14 protein-coding genes are annotated in these 17581 nt (G+C 53.2%); 11 read left to right on the forward strand and 3 right to left on the reverse strand.

Annotated features, from left to right (window positions below; translation table 11 throughout):
• The first annotated feature begins 176 nt into the window (after positions 1 to 176).
• Both MHI24_RS25700 and MHI24_RS25705 read left to right on the forward strand, forming a co-directional pair.
• Complete coding sequence (locus MHI24_RS25700; protein ID WP_340022393.1) at positions 177 to 4490, forward strand: S-layer homology domain-containing protein; 4314 nt, start codon at positions 177 to 179, stop codon at positions 4488 to 4490.
• Positions 4491 to 4666: 176 nt separating this feature from the next.
• On the forward strand, positions 4667 to 5530 hold the full coding sequence (locus MHI24_RS25705; RefSeq protein WP_340022394.1) for a transposase: 864 nt from the start codon (positions 4667 to 4669) through the stop codon (positions 5528 to 5530).
• A gap of 83 nt (positions 5531 to 5613) precedes the next feature.
• Here MHI24_RS25705 and MHI24_RS25710 read toward each other — a convergent pair whose 3' ends face one another.
• Entirely contained in the window at positions 5614 to 6375 is a 762-nt protein-coding gene (locus MHI24_RS25710; RefSeq protein WP_340022395.1) for an SDR family NAD(P)-dependent oxidoreductase, read from the reverse strand.
• Positions 6372 to 6758: a MerR family transcriptional regulator gene (locus tag MHI24_RS25715; protein ID WP_340022396.1), complete on the reverse strand. Its 387-nt coding sequence runs from the start codon at positions 6756 to 6758 to the stop codon at positions 6372 to 6374. Before MHI24_RS25715 ends, MHI24_RS25710 begins: the two co-directional genes overlap by 4 nt.
• Positions 6759 to 6942: 184 nt before the next feature.
• Between MHI24_RS25715 and MHI24_RS25720 the strand changes: the two genes are divergently transcribed.
• Complete coding sequence (locus MHI24_RS25720) at positions 6943 to 7548, forward strand: DUF1349 domain-containing protein (RefSeq protein WP_340022397.1); 606 nt, start codon at positions 6943 to 6945, stop codon at positions 7546 to 7548.
• A gap of 8 nt (positions 7549 to 7556) precedes the next feature.
• On the opposite strand, the gene MHI24_RS25725 is transcribed toward MHI24_RS25720, so the two are convergent.
• Positions 7557 to 8102: a hypothetical protein gene (locus MHI24_RS25725; protein ID WP_340022398.1), complete on the reverse strand. Its 546-nt coding sequence runs from the start codon at positions 8100 to 8102 to the stop codon at positions 7557 to 7559.
• Positions 8103 to 8226: 124 nt separating this feature from the next.
• Here MHI24_RS25725 and MHI24_RS25730 point away from each other — a divergent pair, with 124 nt between their 5' ends.
• The 8 genes from MHI24_RS25730 to MHI24_RS25765 all read left to right on the forward strand — a co-directional run bounded on the left by MHI24_RS25730 (position 8227) and on the right by MHI24_RS25765 (position 17576).
• The gene (locus MHI24_RS25730; protein ID WP_340022399.1) at positions 8227 to 8811 is read left to right on the forward strand and encodes a TetR/AcrR family transcriptional regulator; all 585 of its coding nucleotides are present in this window, start codon (positions 8227 to 8229) and stop codon (positions 8809 to 8811) included.
• Positions 8812 to 8919: 108 nt separating this feature from the next.
• Positions 8920 to 9858, forward strand: coding sequence for an aldo/keto reductase family protein (locus tag MHI24_RS25735; RefSeq protein WP_340022400.1), 939 nt, complete (start codon positions 8920 to 8922; stop codon positions 9856 to 9858).
• A gap of 42 nt (positions 9859 to 9900) precedes the next feature.
• Positions 9901 to 10923 (forward strand): SDR family oxidoreductase, encoded by a 1023-nt coding sequence (locus MHI24_RS25740; RefSeq protein ID WP_340022401.1) that lies wholly within the window; start codon positions 9901 to 9903, stop codon positions 10921 to 10923.
• Between the two features lie 166 nt (positions 10924 to 11089).
• Positions 11090 to 11749 (forward strand): class I SAM-dependent methyltransferase, encoded by a 660-nt coding sequence (locus MHI24_RS25745; RefSeq protein WP_340022402.1) that lies wholly within the window; start codon positions 11090 to 11092, stop codon positions 11747 to 11749.
• 115 nt (positions 11750 to 11864) lie between these two features.
• Positions 11865 to 12893, forward strand: coding sequence for a CapA family protein (locus MHI24_RS25750; RefSeq protein WP_340022403.1), 1029 nt, complete (start codon positions 11865 to 11867; stop codon positions 12891 to 12893).
• A gap of 243 nt (positions 12894 to 13136) precedes the next feature.
• On the forward strand, positions 13137 to 14858 hold the full coding sequence (locus tag MHI24_RS25755) for a histidine kinase (RefSeq protein ID WP_340022404.1): 1722 nt from the start codon (positions 13137 to 13139) through the stop codon (positions 14856 to 14858).
• Between the two features lie 41 nt (positions 14859 to 14899).
• On the forward strand, positions 14900 to 16456 hold the full coding sequence (locus tag MHI24_RS25760; protein WP_340022405.1) for a response regulator: 1557 nt from the start codon (positions 14900 to 14902) through the stop codon (positions 16454 to 16456).
• Positions 16457 to 16649: 193 nt separating this feature from the next.
• The gene (locus tag MHI24_RS25765) at positions 16650 to 17576 is read left to right on the forward strand and encodes an ABC transporter permease subunit (protein WP_340022407.1); all 927 of its coding nucleotides are present in this window, start codon (positions 16650 to 16652) and stop codon (positions 17574 to 17576) included.
• Positions 17577 to 17581: the final 5 nt, after the last annotated feature.

Genomic DNA, 17581 nt, shown 5'->3' on the forward strand with positions numbered 1-17581 from the left:
TGCTCGTCCTCCGCGAACCATACGCTTTTCTTTTTGCTTTTGGTCTTTTCTCCTTATTTGAAGGGGATTGCTGTCTAATACAATAAAATTTAATATGCTTACATTGTGATGATTCTACGAACATATTACGCCGTTATGCTGTCTACTAGAACCGACAACAAGGAGCGTGAAAGTTCGTGAATAATCATCCATTTGTAAAAAAAGTATGGAGCGGGATTTTGGCTATGGCGATTCTGCTTCCCGTCTTTACACCTGCCCTGGCTCCGTTACCGGCTGCTTTTGGGGCTGCGGCGGAGCCAAGCGGTGTTGTGAAGGTAGAGGATTTTGAACAGGTGAGCTTAACGGACCTGACCTTCGACAGTGCCCGCATTCACAGCGGCAGTCTGGCGCTGGAGACCAATCCGAAATACGTACATAGCGGAGCGAAGTCCCTGCGGATTGATTATGACTTCATTGGCATAACCGATAACCCGTCTCAGGTTGCCGTTGGTCCGGCCACTCAGCTGCCGCTCTCGGATAGAACCCCCAAGAGAATCGGGATGTGGGTATACGCCAATCAGGAAGGGCATGGTCTGACCTCCAAATTCTACGTGTCTTCCACGGGCAAATCGAAAACGTATGAAATCAGGAGTGAAGAGACCGGGATCGACTGGAGCGGCTGGAAGTATGTTGAGGCTGATATTGGGTCTGACCTGACTATGCCGGGTACGCTGGCCTTCTACTTCCAAATGAAAGAAAGACAAATGAGCAAAAAGAATAAAGGCTCGATTTGGATTGATGACGTCAGGCTGATCTATGATGAGCCGATTAATGAGGATATGGATGTGCCTGTGTTAAGTCCAGCGGCACCAGCTCCTAATCAAATGTTGAGCGCTCCTGTCACTGACATTATTCTGTCTGCGGAGGATGCCAAGTCGGGCATTGATCCGGATTCGATCCGGTTAACGGTGGATGGTCAGGCTGCGGCACCGTCAGCTTATGCCTATGATCTGAATCTCAAGCAGATTATTTATCACCCGGAGCTTCCGCTGGCTGGAGGGTATCATCAAGTGCTGGCAGAAGTGAAGGATAGGGCTGGTAATCCGGCAGCGTCAGAATATGCTTTTCAGATTGAGCATGGGGCCAGATTTAGCTTGGAAGCCCCGGAGGAGGCTGTCAGTAATGACACCTACCGGCTGAAGCTGAAGGCGACGGACGTGGGCGAAGTCAAGAGCTTCCAGGCCAGAATCAAGTTCGATCCAGCGACACTACAGGCAAATGTAGTTACTGCCCGCTCCGGCTTGAGCCAGGTGAAGACGACTCTCGATAATACAGGCGGCTATGTTGAAGTCAGTGCAGAGGGACTGCAAGGGGATCAGGCGGAGGCTCTGGCAAGTATTGATTTTGAGGTGAACCGGTCTGCGAAAATGGAGCGCGGCGAGACGGCCAAATATATAGAGATGGTGGATGGCAGCTTCGGGTATGGAAGCGGGACGCCAGTTCGTTCCTTAGCCTCCCCTCTTACGTTTAAGATAGGGTTTCCTTACAAGATCAGCATCAAGGGATCAGGCTTGCTCACTCAGAGTATCATCACGGTTACCTCCCGCGCAGGAGCGCCGGTGGAGGGAGCCGGGATTGATTTTACCGATACCAGCGGTCCTCAGACTTATGTGCGTGTAACCGCCGACGGGGCCAAAGTATATGCCAAAGCCGATTCATCGTCTGCAATACTGCTTACTGTTGAGAAAAACGCGCAGATGTTCGCCACAGCAGGCAGTGCCTCCGAATTCACCAAGGTGTATTTGCCGGATGGCAGCAAGGCGGGGTACATCTCATCCGTGGATGTGGAGCAGGATGATCTTACCACAGGAATGGGCTTAACGGATGCCAAGGGAGAGATTCGTACGTCCCTGACTAACCTTGCCATTGGCACTTGGAGCGTGCAGGCGGTCAAGGATGGTGGTACCAGCGAGAGTATCCGTATGAATGTTGTAGCTCCGTTTGGCGGGGAAGATCCGCAATATGTGCAGACCTTTGTTACCGAGGATATGAAGACAATGATGAGTGTCGGGTGGCAGAGCGCGCCGAGTGTTCAAGAAGCTTACATCCAGTATATGAAGGATAGTGATTGGGTGGACAGTGACCTGACGAATGCTCCTGCAAAAGCAGCCGTACAGCGTGCGTTCTCTGACGTGGAGGTCATCCCTGAGGCTGCAGGCGGACCTATGGGCGAAATTAAGTTCCACAACGCATTGGTGACGGGGCTTGAGCCGGGTACAGGGTATCATTACAGAGTCGGCTACGAAGGCCATTGGAGCGATTGGTACAGTTATAAGACGGTGGAGGCTGCGCCGGACAAGCCTGTTTCTTTTGTATTTGTAACCGATTCACATACCAAAGGGGACAATGGGCTGGAGACCTATCAGCAATTGATCAAGAATGCGTTCACCAATTATCCCGATACCCAGTTCATTATGCATGGCGGTGATATGGTCGATGACGGAGCGGTTTTGAATGAATGGAACCAGTTCCGGGAAGCTTCGTCGGTCTACGCCTCCTCTGTTCCTTCAGCGTATGCCATGGGCAATCATGATGTCAAAGGGGGAGGAAAGTACATTTTCGCCAAAGGCTTGGGGCTTCCTCTTAATGGGCCTGAGATCCAGAAGGAGTATGCTTATTCGTTCGATTCGGGAGAAGTGCATTTCGTGGTGCTGAATTCTGAAGCGGACGAAGTAACGATGGGCAAACAAGCGGAGTGGCTGCGGGAGGATCTAATAAGCAGTAATAAAAAATGGAAGATTGTCATGTTCCACAAACCTGCCTATCATACCGAAGACGGACGCGGTAATCTGATTGAATACACACAGACTTATTTTGCCCCTATTCTCGAAGAATTGAAGGTTGATCTGGTGCTGGAAGGCCATGACCATGTATATGCGCGGACTTATCCTATGAGCAAAGGCAAGCCGCTGCCAAGCGGAGAGCAAGGAACGGTCTATCTGGACGGCGGGGCGTCCGGCTGGAAGTTCTACGATGGAAGCAAATATGAGTATCTTGATTTCATGTTTGACGAGGATGTTCCGGTCTATTCAGCCATTCAGGTGAGCCATGATCAGATTATCATCCAAGCCCGCACTACAGAGAGTGCAGAATTCATTGACAACTATACGATTGTGAAAAAGGATGAGCGGACGCTCACTTCCGTGGCTGTAGCTCCGGCCGAATTGAAGCTGAATGCCGGCGATAAGCACGCGACGGTGCTTACAGCAACCTATAGTGATAACTCCACTGCCGATGTTACGAATCAAGCGGTATGGACATCTTCTAATGAGCAGGTAGCTACAGTAGATGCCGAGGGCATCATTCATGCCGTTGAAGTGGGCGAGGCGACGATCCAGGCGAATTACGGCAACCTGCCGCCGGTGAAGCTAACAGTAACGGTTCAGGCAGAAGGTACACCCCCTAAGCTGCTGAAGCTGATTGCCGAGCCTGGCACACACACCTTACAGGTGAACAAGCAAGCAGCTTCCGTGATTTCGGCGGTATATGACAATGGAGTAAATACAGTGGTTACGGATCAGGTCCATTGGACATCTTCAGATCCTGCGGTCGCCTCGGTGTCGGAAAAGGGGATCATTACGGGGGTTGCAGCGGGGGACGGGGTAACGGTCACGGCTTCCTTCGGCGGCTTAACCGTTGCGATTCTCATCGTCGTTGAGGGCGGAACGGTACCGGTGGTAACGCCGACGTCAACGCCACAAGCGGTAGGAACACCGGAAACAACGCCAGCACCAAAGCCGGCAGTAACACCGGCAGCAACGCCAAAACCAACACTGTCACCAACAGCAACGCCGACACCGTCACCGGCTATAACTGCCGCTCCTGTGAAGCCAACCTTAACCAGACCTGTGCTGAAAGACGGATTGGACTTAGATGCGCTAAAATCTATCGTTGCAACAGGCCGGACGGCTGCTATGGTTTCATTTAAGGATGTACCCGCAGTTCTGTGGAGTGCATCGTTCATTGAGCGTGCAGCCCGGATGGGGATGATAACGGGCTACGCGGATGGTTCATTCCATCCTGAAGCCAAAGTAACACGTGCGGAGTTTGCCGTAATGCTCACAAAAGCTTTCGGCCTGACCGGCTCACAGGGGACCGGATTCTCCGATACGCAGGGGCATTGGGCTTCGATGGCACTTGCAGCGCTTCAACAACATGGAGTGATTCAGGGCTATGCCGATGGTTCCTTCCACCCCAAGCAGGAGATCACCCGTGCGGAAGCTGTGACTATGCTGGCGCGTCTTACGAGCTATGTTCCCGGCACACCAGCACGATTCTCTGACCTCCCGGCAAGCTGGGCGGAAGAGCCAATTAATGCCTTCGCTAATGCGGGGATTATCTCAGGGACAGGCAATGGCGCCTTCAAACCGAAGGAATCCGCTTCCCGCGCTGAAGCCGTAGTGATGATCATCCGGCTCATGGATAAACTTGTTGAAACGGGTCAGGAGTAGGATAAATAGATTAAGATAATGCGAACATGTGTGCCTTTTGTTATATAATAATCCATTAAAATGGAATATAATCACAAGAAACAAGCAGGATATAACAGGAGGCGACTAAAATACCCTTACCGCATGATGAGGCTTTTAAGAAGCTGCTGGAGACGTTCTTTCAGGAATTTATTGAGTTGTTTTTCCCTGAGCTTGATTCGATGCTGGACTACAGTGAGACCCGGTTTCTGATGCAGGAGCTGCTGGTCGATATTGTTGGCGAGGAAGCGCGGGAGCTGGATCTGCTGCTGGAAATCCGCTACAAAGGATTGGACGGTTATATTCTGATTCATCTGGAGCCGCAGTCGTATAGGGATTCACGGTTTCATGAACGGATGTTTATTTACTTCAGCCGTCTGTTTGAGCGCTACCGCAAAGAGCATAAGCTGATTATTCCCATTGCGATCTTCACTTCAGATGAGATCAGGGAAGAGCAGGACACCTTGGAGATGGTGATTCCTGAGCACCAGATCCTGCGCTTTCAGTTTCTCAAGGTCGAACTGCGCAATCAGAACTGGCGCCGCTTTATTGATTCGGATAATGCGGTAGCTGCTGCGTTACTGGCCAAGATGGGTTATACTACAAGAGAAGCGAGAGATGTGCGCCGGGAGTTCCTGCGTATGTTCATGAAGCTGAAGACACGGCTCGATCAAGGACGGCTGGCGCTTGTGATGTCAGTGGCAGATTTATATTTCCAGCCGGACCGGGCCCAGGATGAAGAGATTATAAAAGAGTTAATGATACAATATCCGGAGGAGGGTGAAGCGATTATGGAATTGATGCCGGCCTGGAAGCGTTGGGGATACGAAGAAGGTATAGCTGAAGGCATAGAACAGGGAATTGAGAAAGGCATAGAACAAGGCATAGAACGGGGAATTGAGCAAGGAGTAGAAAAAGGCCAGGCGGAGATTATCCGCAAGCTACTGCTTCACGGATTCACTCCGGAAGAGGTGTCCAAAGCGGTGGAGTTACCGATAGAGAAGATTAAGAAGCTGATGTAAGCAGAGCCTCTCCATATATCCGTACGCAGACAAACAGACCGGCTAGCCTAAGCCGGTCTGTTTGGTGTGTCTACACCCACATTTTATTCAATATAGCTCTTCGTTGCTTCATACATCTGGGCCGCGTATTCATCAATCCGGTCGCGCGACATGCGCAGCCGTTCCACCGAGCTGCCGTATCCGATCTCCTGGAGGCCCTCAGTGAGTCCCTGGAAGATTCCATCCGTGAACGCATCTAACGGCTCGCCATGCACATGCAGTCCTGTTCCGCCGAGGTCCGTATTCACTGCCGGGGGCGCAACCTCGATCACTTCAACAGAGGTCGCGGAGAGCTGGAGCCTCAGACTCATGGTGAAGGAGTGTAGGGCCGCCTTCGTGGCAGAATAAATGGGGGCAATGGCAAACGGAGTAAAGGCCAGACCTGAGGTCACATTAAGGATGGATGCGGCTTCCTGGCTTGCGAAGTATGGAGCAAACAGCATCGCCAGATGAAGCGGAGCTTCAAGATTCGTGGTGATTTCCTGATTGTAATCAGCCCAGTGATGCTTCACATCCGCTGTCTGCACATTGAACCGCTGCTGAATTCCGGCATTGTTCACCAGAACATTCACTCCGGGATAGCTTGCGGTTACCCAGTCGAATAAGCCGAGACGTTCAGACTCTGCCTTTAAATCACACACTCGGGTAATCAGCTCCGGGAATTTCTCCTTTGCAGCCTGCAGCACCTCTTCACGCCGTCCGGTAATGATGACCGTATTCCCCATCTGGATGAACCGTTCGGCCATCGCCAGTCCAATGCCGGAGCCTCCGCCTGTAATCAGAATGGTGTTTGCTGAGAGCTTCATGATAAAACCTCTTTTCGATTAGTTTTCAAATAATTCGTATACCGCTCTATTTTCTTGTCTATCCCCTGCAAGGATTCGGTCATGAGTGCAATCTGGTCTAATACCGCCTGCTTATGTTCTTGAAACATGGCCAGCCGCAGCGCAATGGTGCTGTCCCCTTCTGCCATCCAGTCCACATATTGTCTGATCCGGCTGATGGGCATTTGTGTGTTTTTCAGATAGAGGATGATCTTAAGGAAAGCGAGATAATCCTCCGTGAAAATCCGCCTGCCTGCCTCATCGCGCTCCATCCGGGGCAGCAGCCCCTGCTTCTCATAATAACGTATGGTGGATTCCGGAACCCCTAACCGGGCCGCAGCTTCGCCAATGGAATAATACTTCATCTGGAGACCTCCAAAGTGTATGGTGTCGACTGATATAGCATACGACTTAAACTATGGTTTAAGTCAACCTGCTTTTTTGGGACTCTGTTAAAATATGGTTCTGGGGTAGTTTGCCAATTTGCTATAGTATGGGGAATACGTTTACAATTCATAGGTATGATCCAAAAATTAGGAGGATTCTAACATGACGAAGACTGATTTTGCGGCTTACAAGTGGATGAATGAGGGAGACATCAGGTTTGAGGAGAACGCGGTTATTATGAGTGCGCCGCCGAAAAGCGACTTTTTCTGCAACAACGGGGCCATTGCCGAGGAGGGGCTGACTCCTGAGAGTCTGACGAATGCTCCCTTCTTCTATACAGAGGTGACCGGAGATTTCGTGCTGCGCGTGAAGGTCAGCCATGACTTCAGGGATACGTATGATTCCTCTTCCATTATGGTGATGCAGGACCTTAGCGTCTGGGCCAAGGCCTGCTTTGAGCTGACCGATTTCAATACTCATGCCGTGGTCAGCGTGGTCACGAACCAGACCTCAGATGACGCGAACGGCTGTAACATTGACGGCAATGAGGTATGGCTTCAGGCGGCCCGGTCGGGTAACGCCTTTGCTTTTCATTATTCTACAGATGGAGTCAGGTTCGACATGATGCGCTTCTTCACGTTGCCTGTGGAAGACACGATCCGGGTAGGATTACTGGCCCAAGCCCCAACAGGTGAAGGCGGAGAGAGAAGGTATGAGCAGTACTCGCTGGAACCGCGGACCGTTAAGAATATTAGAGCTGGGGAATAAGCGGGCCTTTAGCCCGTACTTTTGGCCTGGCGGGGCCAGATGAAGTAAGTAACGGTGATGACCAGATCAATGCCGACAACAATCGACCAGATTCTCAGTGTGCCGGATAGCGCTTCAGTACGTGCGGGATCGCCAATCCAGACGATCAGTCCATAGAGAATACCTGCACCGAGGGCAAAAGAGAGCAGATGCCTCACCCAGCCTTTGAGATAATGCCTCGCATAGTCCAGGCCATACCGTTTCACCGGCTTCGCCCCTTGCTTCGTAACATAGTAGCGGAAGCGTTCGTCTGCCCAGGCGATCATGCTTTTGCCAAAGATCAGGGAGACCGAGATGTACACGGCTGCCAGCGCATGTGCAAGTGTAGCGGTAGCGCCCCGGGCGAGATCTACGCCGGAGACGGCCAGCAGAATGATATCCAGCACTGGAGTCATCGCCAGGAGAATCAGCCCCAGTGTAGGCCGTTTGAAGATATAGCGTGCTGTAAAGCCGGCAAGAATGACCACCCAGAACAACACCTCACAGGTAACAATTGCCCATGCAACCAGATTCATATCGCACCCCTTTTTATAGTCGATTGTAATAATAGTCTAGTCGAAGTATAGCAGCGGATTTTAAATAATACAAGTGTATTGCAAAAAACATTGCTTCGCGGCAGGGTTGTGCTAGAATAGGATCATGCCAAAAATTGTAGATCATTCCGAACGAAAATCACATATTGCCGAAGCCACCTGGCGTGTCATAGTGCGGCATGGAATCCAAGGGGCTACGGTGCGTAATATTGCTGCCGAGGCGGGAGTGTCTCTGGGGGCGCTGCGCCATTATTTCTCTACCCAGCATGAATTGCTGGATTTTGCCATGAATCTCGTGAAGGAGCGGGTTACTGTAAGGTGCATAGACATTATGCAGCAGGAGCTTCCCCCGAGAGAGAAGGTCTCCAAGGTTCTTCTGGAGCTCCTTCCTACAGACGAGGGCAGCATGGCGGAGATGGAGATCTGGCTCGCCTTCACCTTCCACCTCAAGACTCCGGGGGCATCGGGCACAGAGCTTGGGGATGGTATCCACCCTCTGGCCATCCGCCTGATAGAATATCTGGACGCGAACGCTCTGCTGAAGGAGAACCTGGATAAGGAGCTTGAAGCCGAGCGGCTGTATGCCATACTGGACGGACTGGCGCTGCACGCGCTGCTGGAGCCTAAGCGGCTGGACCGGGAGCGGATCATCCGGGTATTGGAGGGGCATCTGGATTCGATATGTATTTAGATTATCTGCCCCTCCAACTGATTCTTTCTCTTATTGACAAAATGTACTAGAATGGAGAGGGTTGAAGTAACCGGTTACGGGCCGGATTCAGAGAGGAGCAACGGATTCATGAAGTACCGCAGATTGGGTGGAACAGGACTGAAGGTCAGCGAGATCAGCTTGGGAAGCTGGCTGACGTATGGGGGTTATGTGGAGCAGGACCATGCGGTTAAGGCGATTGAAACCGCTTACTCGCTGGGCGTTAATTTTTTTGATACGGCTAATGTGTATGAAAAAGGGGCGGCGGAGCAGGTGCTGGGGGCAACCTTAAGCCACTATCCGCGTGAATCCTATGTCCTGGCGACCAAGGTATTCGGTGTGATGGGCGATGGTCCTAATGACCGGGGACTGTCCCGCAAGCATATCACGGAACAATGTCATGCCAGCCTGAAGCGGCTTGGTGCAGAATATGTGGATCTGCTCTATTGCCACCGGTACGATCCTGAGACTCCGCTTGAAGAGACTTTGCGGGCGCTGGATGATCTGGTCCGCCAGGGCAAGGTGCTCTATGTAGGGGTAAGCGAGTGGACGGCGGCACAGATGACCGAAGCGCTTGCCGTTGCTGACCGTTACCTGCTGGATCATATCGTGGTTAATCAGCCGGTATACAATATGTTTGAACGCTACATCGAGAAGGAGATTATTCCCCTGGGCGTGCGCAAGGGAATCGGTCAGGTTGTATTCTCTCCGCTGGCCCAAGGCCTGCTGACCGGCAAATACAGCTCCGTCAGCGACATTCCTGAGGATAGCCGGGCGGCAAGAATCGACTGGATGCGCAAAGGGATTACAGAGGAGAAGATTACCAAGGTCCAGGAGCTGGGCAAGCTGGCTGCGGAGCTGGATATCTCTGTCGGCAATCTGGCGCTGGCTTGGATTCTGCGCCAGCCGAATGTGGCCAGTGCCCTGGTCGGGGCCAGCAGTCCCGAGCAGGTGGAGCAGAATGTGCAGGCCTCCGGCCTGGAGCTTAGTGAGGATGTACTGGCACGAATTGAGGATATTATCGCTTAATCTATGATTTGAATCATTCGCATATGGAGAGGGAGGAAGCAGATGAAGGTTCTATTTATCGGAGGAACGGGGCTTATCAGCCAGGCGGTATCGCGGCTGGCAGTGGAACGGGGAATAGAACTGTATCTGTTCAACCGGGGAGAACGCAGCAGTCTGGTGCCGGAAGGCGCGCAGGTGATTCAGGGGAACATCCGTGACAAGGAGCAGGCGGCAGAGGCACTTAAGGGCTATGACTTCGATGTGGTGGTGGACTGGATTGCCTTCACACCGGAGCATGTGCAGACCGATATTGAGCTGTTCGCCGGAAAGACCCGGCAGTATATCTATATCAGCTCGGCGTCTGCTTACCAGAAGCCGCAGCGCCATTATCTGATTACAGAAGAGACGCCGCTGGTGAACCCGTACTGGCAATATTCCCGGGACAAAATTGCCTCGGAGCAGCTGCTTCTGGAAGCCTATAAGACCAGCGGCTTCCCGGTGACGATTGTCCGCCCTTCCCATACCTACGGGGATACGGCGATTCCGGCAGCGCTGACCAGCTGGAGCCATCCATGGTCTCTGATTGAGCGTATCCGCAAGGGCCAGCCGCTCGTTATTCATGGTGATGGCACTTCCCTGTGGACGCTGACACATAATACCGACTTCGCCAAGGGCTTCGTCGGGCTGCTGGGCCACCCGGAGGTGATTGGGGAGGCGGTACACATCACCTCGGATGAGGTGCTGAACTGGAACCAGATCTATGCAGCAATCGGGGAGGCCGCAGGCCGGGAGCCGAAGGTGGTGCATATGTCCACCGATTTCATCGCCGCGCATACACCGCCCGGGACAGCGGACGGGCTGATCGGGGACCAGGCGGTCAGCAGTGTGTTCGACAACAGCAAGATTAAGCGGCTTGTTCCTGACTATCAGGCTACGGTCCCCTTCGCTGAAGGGGTGAAGCGGTCGGTGGCCTGGTTCGAGGCCCGGCCCGAATTATGCACCGTGGACCCGGACTGGTCCAAGCTGCTGGACGGGTTACTGGCAAGGCATGGCGTGGATGCCAAGCTGCTGAGCTATTACGTGTAAGTAGAATAGATCATCCAGAACAGGTGCTGTCCGGGAACGGGCGGCACCTGTTCTGCGCTTTCAGCAGCAATTGTGTTTCATGCGCCGATGTCAGGTTATAGCATGAAAACCGGATTCCTGAATATACTCTCACTACCGAAATCCCCTTAATAAAGGAGTCCTGGCCATGCCGACACATCCTTATGTCTCCCGTTTCTTTGTGAAGAGCGATGCACGCCGTGAGCAGCTGGTGTATCAATTGCCGGAGGCCTGGTGGAGCCGACCTTATGAATATGAATGGTGTACCCACTTCATTTCACCGCATGATGTTGTGCTGGATGCAGCCTGCGGAATTTCCCATCCGCTCAAGTTCTATCTGGCCGGGCAGAGCGCTGAGGTCTATGCCTGCGATCTGGATGCCCGGATTCTGTCGCGGGAGGCCATTCTGCAGAATGTAGCCGAGGACATCGGTGCAGAAGCGGTCCGCCAGGTGGAGGCAGTGCCGGTGCCCCGTCTGCATCTGGCCCAGGCGAATCTGAGTAAGCTGCCGTATGAGGATGAGAGCTTCGACACGATCTTCTGCATTTCGGTGCTGGAGCATCTGTCTGTGCAGGACACGGTGCTGGCTGTCCGCGAGTTCCACCGGACACTGAACGGAGAGGGCCTGCTGATTCTGACCTTCGATTATCCTACCGTGAATCTGCCGCAGATGAATGAGATTCTGCTGCAGGCCGGATTCCGGTATTGGGGCGAGACCGATTTCAATCTTCCGCCAGACGCTGTGCATACGGAGCAGTGGGGCGGTCTGAACTGCTTCCGGGCGGTGCTCAAGAAGGTGGAAGTCTAGCAGAGTATTATCCTATCATTTGGTTGTTTCCTTCGGGTGTAGTAGAATAGCTTCAGGACAGAAGAAACAAGGAGACAACCTCACGGGGATGCCCAAAAAAGGAGATAGAGAACACTTGCGCAGATATGCTGTTATACTCATGATTCTGCTCCTGCTTGTCCCGGCTGCGGGAGTCAGCGGGCAAGGGGCTGCCCCGCAGGAGGAGATTCGCCTCGCGTTTGCCGGGGATATCCTGCTGGACGGCTTTGTCGGGGAGCAGATCGCCAAATACGGTGTGAATTTCCCTTTTCAGAAGGTGGCACCGGTGATGAAGAAGGCGGACTTGGCCTTCGCCAATCTGGAGACGCCGGTCTCGGTGCGCGGGGAGGCGGCAGGCAAGACGTTTGTCTTCCGCTCGAAGCCGGCGGCGCTGGCCGGACTGAGTTATGCGGGGATTGACGGGGTCACCCTGGCGAACAATCACATCCTCGACTATGGACGGACCGCCATGCTGGATACGCTGACGCATCTCGACCGGAACAAGATCGGGCATACCGGTGCCGGGTCCAATGCCGAAGAGGCCTTTAAGCCGTACACCAAGACCGTTAAGGGCAAGCGGATCGCCATTCTGGGCGCCAGCCGGGTGCTGTCTGACCCTTCCTGGTACGCCGGCAAGAACAGCCCGGGCGCAGCCTCCGCCTACAAGGATGAGCCGCTGCTGAGCGCGATTAAGAAGTCTGCCAAGGAGAACGATTATACCATTGTCTACATGCACTGGAATCAGGAATTCAAGGATTACCCAGAGGCGTATGCCCGCAAGCTGGCCCGGCAGATGATTGACAGCGGAGCGGATATTATTCTCGGGGCGCACAGCCACTGCCTTATGGGAATTGAATATTACAAGCATAAGCCGATTTATTATTCGCTGGGGAATTTCGTCTTCAACCGCTCCACACGGGGCGGGGACAAGACCCTGCATACCATGCTGGTTCACTTCACGATCGGGAAGTCAGGGGTGACAAGCAGCATTACTCCGGTCAAAATTATTGGCGGACAGCCTAATTTCATGGGCGACGCCTATAATAAAGAGACGGTCAGGAAGCTGAACCAGCTCTCCTATAATGCCAAGATCTCGCCCGGCGGAGTGGTCAGCGAGAAGCCCTGAAGCGCATGTGGATATGGTGAAGGTTCAAGAATACAGCCCGGGGACAGTTCATGCCCCCAGGGCTGTTTGGCGTTCGGCGCGGGATTATTCATTTTGTGCTATTCATTATTAGCATTGTACTAACCGCGTGCGGCTGATCTGCTCTACAATAGATACGGTGAGACACTAGCCCCGGTTAATGATTCACCGTCAGTGGAACGATAATATAGACATAACGAAATTGATGCAGAGGATGTTCCGCGAATGATGCCCAAGCTGAAGAAGTACATGCCTTTTACCTATAAAATGATGATTCCCTACCTGGCGCTGGTGCTCCTCACCGATGTATTCATCGGATACATTTCCTATTCGATGCTGACCGACTCCCGGACGGAGATGGCCGAGTCCAACATCCGTACCGGGATGGAGCAGTCCAGGAACAATATCCGCTACCAGATGGATGAAATCCAGCGGATGTCGGACAACCTGTTCGGCAGTCAGCCGTTCCAGCGGGCGCTGAGTCTGAAGGGGACTCCGTTCGAGATCTATCTGGCGATGATCGATGAGATTGTCCCGCAGATTACCGCGCCGCTGCAGCTGTTCGGGAACAAAATCCGCTTCATGCTCTACACGCCGAACACGGATATCAATATTGTGTCCGGCGATAATCTGGATGAGCCGATCAAGGACAGCGACTATTACATTCTTCCCATTGAGGATATTGAGAGCAGTGAATGGTACCAGTCGCTGAAGGATTCCAAGCGCGACAACCTGTGGCTGCAGATTGATACAGACCGCAAGCTCGGCAATCTCTCCCATGTGCGCACGCTCGTCAGCTTCAGCGATTACCGGACCCTGATCGGCTACGTGCGGATTACCGTATCGCTGGAGGACCTGTTCGGCGGCTTCGACACCTTCCCGCTGGAGGAAGGTATTACGCTGCGGCTGGTAGAGGAGACAACGGGCGATATTCTGTTCCAGCGCGGAAGCGCCGAGTATAATAACACGCATGAGAATGTCCTCAGCCTGCATGAGCAGATTCCGGGCAGTGACTTCGTGATTGAAGCAATGGTTCCGGATAAATATCTGACCCAGGATGCCGGACGGCTGCGCAGGGTAATCATTGCGGTCTGCTCCTTAAGCTTCCTGGTTATGACTCTGATCGGCTATCTGGTTGCCCGGATCTCCGGGCGCAAAATGAGCCGGATCGTCGGCCTGGTGCGCTCCTTCCAGGACGGGAATTTCCAGAAGCGCATCCGCTTCTCCGGCAATGACGAATTCGTGCAGATCGCGGATTCCTTCAATGATATGGCCTCCAATATCCAGGGGCTGATCAACAGCGTCTATGTGCAGGGCATCCAGAAGAAGCAGGCAGAGCTGGAGGCGCTGCAGGCCCAGATCAACCCCCATTTTCTCTACAATACGCTCTCTACGATAAGCAGCCTGGCGAATCTGGGCGAAATCGGCAAAGTCACGGAAATGGTCCAGGGGCTGTCGCGCTTCTACCGCCTGACACTGAACCAGGGGAATGTGTACATCGAGCTGCAAAAGGAGCTGGAGCAGGTGGCGACCTATCTGGAGATCCAGCGGGTCAAATATGCTGATACCTTCAAGCTGTATGTGGATGTGGATGAGGAGATCCTGCAGATGCAGGTGATTAAGCTGGTGCTGCAGCCTTTTGTGGAGAATGTGTTCAAGCATGCCTGGTTCGGCGAGACGATTGCCATCCGGTTAACCGGTAGGCGGGTGGGGAGCAACATTGAGCTGAAGGTGATTGACAACGGCATCGGGATGAGGCCTGAGGTGGTCAAGCGGATGATGCAGGGACCGAGCCAGTCGGGCGGATACGGAGTGAAGAACGTCGATGAGCGGATCAAGCTCAGATACGGCGATGCCTTCGGCGTCACCATTGCCAGCATCTACGGAGGAGGTACAACCGTCAGACTGCTGCTGCCCGCTGGAGTCCAGGATCACGAAGAGAGCTAGAGGAAGAAGCATCATATACACACGGGAGGAAAAAGATAGTCATGAGTATCAATGTATTATTGGTGGACGACGAGGCTGTCGATCTGGAATGGCTGCGGCGCAGAGTGCTGGCGAGTCCTCTGGACCTCGCCGTTGTAGGAACGGCGAACAGCGGCTTCAACGCGCTGAAGATTATGGAGCAGGAACGGGTGGATCTGATCCTCTCGGATATACGGATGCCGATTATGACGGGAACGGAGTTCGCCCGCCGGGCTAAGGTGATTAATCCGAAGGTCAAAATTGTATTCATCAGCGGCCACGAGGATTTCAGCTATGCGAAGGAGGCGATTCAGATCAACGCCTCCGGTTATCTGCTGAAGCCGGTGGAGGACAAGGACCTCTATGACATGATCGGGTCCCTGGCCGCTGCACTGGAGCAGGAACGGGAGCAGAGCCGTTCTTTCAGCGAGGCGCTGTCCCTGGTGAACAAGGAGCTGATCCTGCGCTGGTTCGAGGATACTTCCCCTGAGCCGGCGGAGCCGCATCTGCGCAGTGCGCTGAATCCGCTGCTGCAGAAGGGGGCGGTAGTCGCCATCGCCGAGATCGATGATCTGGAATGGAAGCTGCGCGATCTGTCCGAGGAGGAGGCGCGGGTCAAGACACGGCAGATGGCCGGCCTGATCAAGGACTTCGTTGAGTCTGCCAAGCTGGGTACGCTGATCCCGCTCCATCATCACCGGTTTGTCATTCTCTGCAGCCTTGCGCCGGACAGCTTCCTGAGCCTGCTTGATGAGCTGATCCGCAGCATGGCCAAGGAATCCCCCTGCACGCTAACCATCGGGGTGGGGCGTTATGCCCAGGATGAGGCGGGCCTGCACGAGTCCTACCAGCAGGCCACGGCTGCGCTCAGCGCGAAGTGGCTGCTCGGGAAGAATCGGCTGATCCGCGACAGCCTGGAGTCCCAGCAGGGAACGCCGGGGGCTTGGACCGAGCAGACGGTGGACCAGCTGCTGGAGGCGATCATCCAGTACGATCTGGTGGCGATTGACGACCATCTGCTGGCGCTGTTCCGCAATGCGGGCAAGAAGGATGTCTATGAGCTGATTATCCGCATCACCTCTAAGCTCCATGCCGACCTGCAGCAGCAGAATGAGAATCTGTACGAGCTGCTGCAGTGGGAGTCCCATCAGCCGGATATCCTGTTCCAGTTCGAGACCATTCACGATATCCTGTCCTGGATGAGGCGGCGGTTCTTCGAGTTATCCGAGCTGCTGTACGTGAAGCGGCAGCGCCAGAAGCGCAAGCTGATCGATGAGATTATGAACTACGTCGAGGAGAACCTGGAGAAGAAGATTACGCTGAAGGAGGTCGCGGCCCATTTCGACTTCACCCCGAATTATCTCGGCTTCCTGTTCAAGGAGGAGAGCGGGCTGCCCTTCAGCGAATACGTCAATGAACGCAAGACAGCGAGAGTCTTCGAGCTGCTCAGCGATCCGACACTCAAGATCTATGAGATTGCCGAGCGTATGGGCTATAAGAATATCATCTATTTCAACCGGCAGTTCAAGCAGATTACCGGCATGACGCCGGGAGAGTACCGCAAGAAGCAGAAGATCTGAACAGGTTACCAAACGTTGCCAGCACTGGTTTTTCAAATCAGAGGCAACGTTTTTTTGTTTTTTGGAGAGGATATAACTAAACCGAATCGTTGCAAAAGTATTACTTTTAGTTGATAGCCCTAATCCTCACCGTGAGTACGCTTATTTATAATAAAACTATAGAGAAACGGAACAAAAGGAAAGGGGATTCAAGATGAAACAGAAACAACATGGCTTCTGGGATGATGTGAAGAAATACAGATCCTTGCTGCTTATGCTGACACCGGCTGTATTGTTCTTCCTGCTCTTTGCTTATATACCGATGTCGGGGATTATTCTGGCATTTAAGCAATACGACTACAACGGAGGGGTGTTCGGCAGCCCCTGGAACGGATGGGCCAACTTCAAATTCTTCTTTGATTCGGGTGACGCCTGGCGCGTGACGCGAAATACGGCTCTATATAACATTGCCTTTATCGTGGTTAATAATGTGTTGCAGATCTTCGCCGCTATCCTGCTGTTCGAGGTCGCCGGCAAATGGTTCCGCAAGCTGACCCAGACCGTATTGTTCCTGCCTTACTTCATCTCCTGGGTTGTTGTCGGCGCAATTGCGTATAACCTGTTCAACTTCGATGTCGGTACCATCAACGTGCTGCTGAAGGGACTGGGGATGCAACCGGTTGATATCTATAATACGGCAGCCTACTGGCCGTTCATTCTGGTCATCGTCTCCGCCTGGAAGACACTGGGCTACGGAACGATCATGTACCTGGCCGCGATCACCAGTATTGACACCGAGATGTACGAAGCGGCGGAAATCGACGGGGCGAATATTTTCCAGCGGATTATGAAAATCACGATTCCGAACCTGATGCCGACCGTCATCATTCTGGTCCTCTTGGCTATCGGAAATATCTTCCGCGGCGATTTCGGGATGTTCTACAATATGGTCGGCAACAACGGCCTGCTGTTCTCGTCCACCGACGTTATCGACACCTTCGTCTTCCGCTCACTGACCACCTCCAATGAGATTGGCATGTCTGCGGCAGCCGGCTTCTACCAGTCACTGCTTGGCTTCGCGACCATCATGCTCGCCAACTATGCAGTACGCAGATACGATAAGGACCGTGCCCTATTCTAGGAAAA

Origin of the sequence: Paenibacillus sp. FSL K6-1096 (assembly GCF_037977055.1) — a bacterium.
GTDB lineage: Bacteria > Bacillota > Bacilli > Paenibacillales > Paenibacillaceae > Paenibacillus_AQ.

Excerpts from the sequence above, each read along its gene's own strand:
- MHI24_RS25710 (WP_340022395.1), bottom strand. The coding sequence starts at position 6,375 with ATGAAGCTCTCAGCAAACACCATTCTGATTACAGGCGGAGGCTCCGGC.
- MHI24_RS25715 (WP_340022396.1), bottom strand. The coding sequence starts at position 6,758 with ATGAAGTATTATTCCATTGGCGAAGCTGCGGCCCGGTTAGGGGTTCCG.
- MHI24_RS25720 (WP_340022397.1), top strand. The coding sequence starts at position 6,943 with ATGACGAAGACTGATTTTGCGGCTTACAAGTGGATGAATGAGGGAGAC.
- MHI24_RS25725 (WP_340022398.1), bottom strand. The coding sequence starts at position 8,102 with ATGAATCTGGTTGCATGGGCAATTGTTACCTGTGAGGTGTTGTTCTGG.
- MHI24_RS25730 (WP_340022399.1), top strand. The coding sequence starts at position 8,227 with ATGCCAAAAATTGTAGATCATTCCGAACGAAAATCACATATTGCCGAA.
- MHI24_RS25735 (WP_340022400.1), top strand. The coding sequence starts at position 8,920 with ATGAAGTACCGCAGATTGGGTGGAACAGGACTGAAGGTCAGCGAGATC.
- MHI24_RS25740 (WP_340022401.1), top strand. The coding sequence starts at position 9,901 with ATGAAGGTTCTATTTATCGGAGGAACGGGGCTTATCAGCCAGGCGGTA.
- MHI24_RS25745 (WP_340022402.1), top strand. The coding sequence starts at position 11,090 with ATGCCGACACATCCTTATGTCTCCCGTTTCTTTGTGAAGAGCGATGCA.
- MHI24_RS25755 (WP_340022404.1), top strand. The coding sequence starts at position 13,137 with ATGATGCCCAAGCTGAAGAAGTACATGCCTTTTACCTATAAAATGATG.
- MHI24_RS25760 (WP_340022405.1), top strand. The coding sequence starts at position 14,900 with ATGAGTATCAATGTATTATTGGTGGACGACGAGGCTGTCGATCTGGAA.
- MHI24_RS25765 (WP_340022407.1), top strand. The coding sequence starts at position 16,650 with ATGAAACAGAAACAACATGGCTTCTGGGATGATGTGAAGAAATACAGA.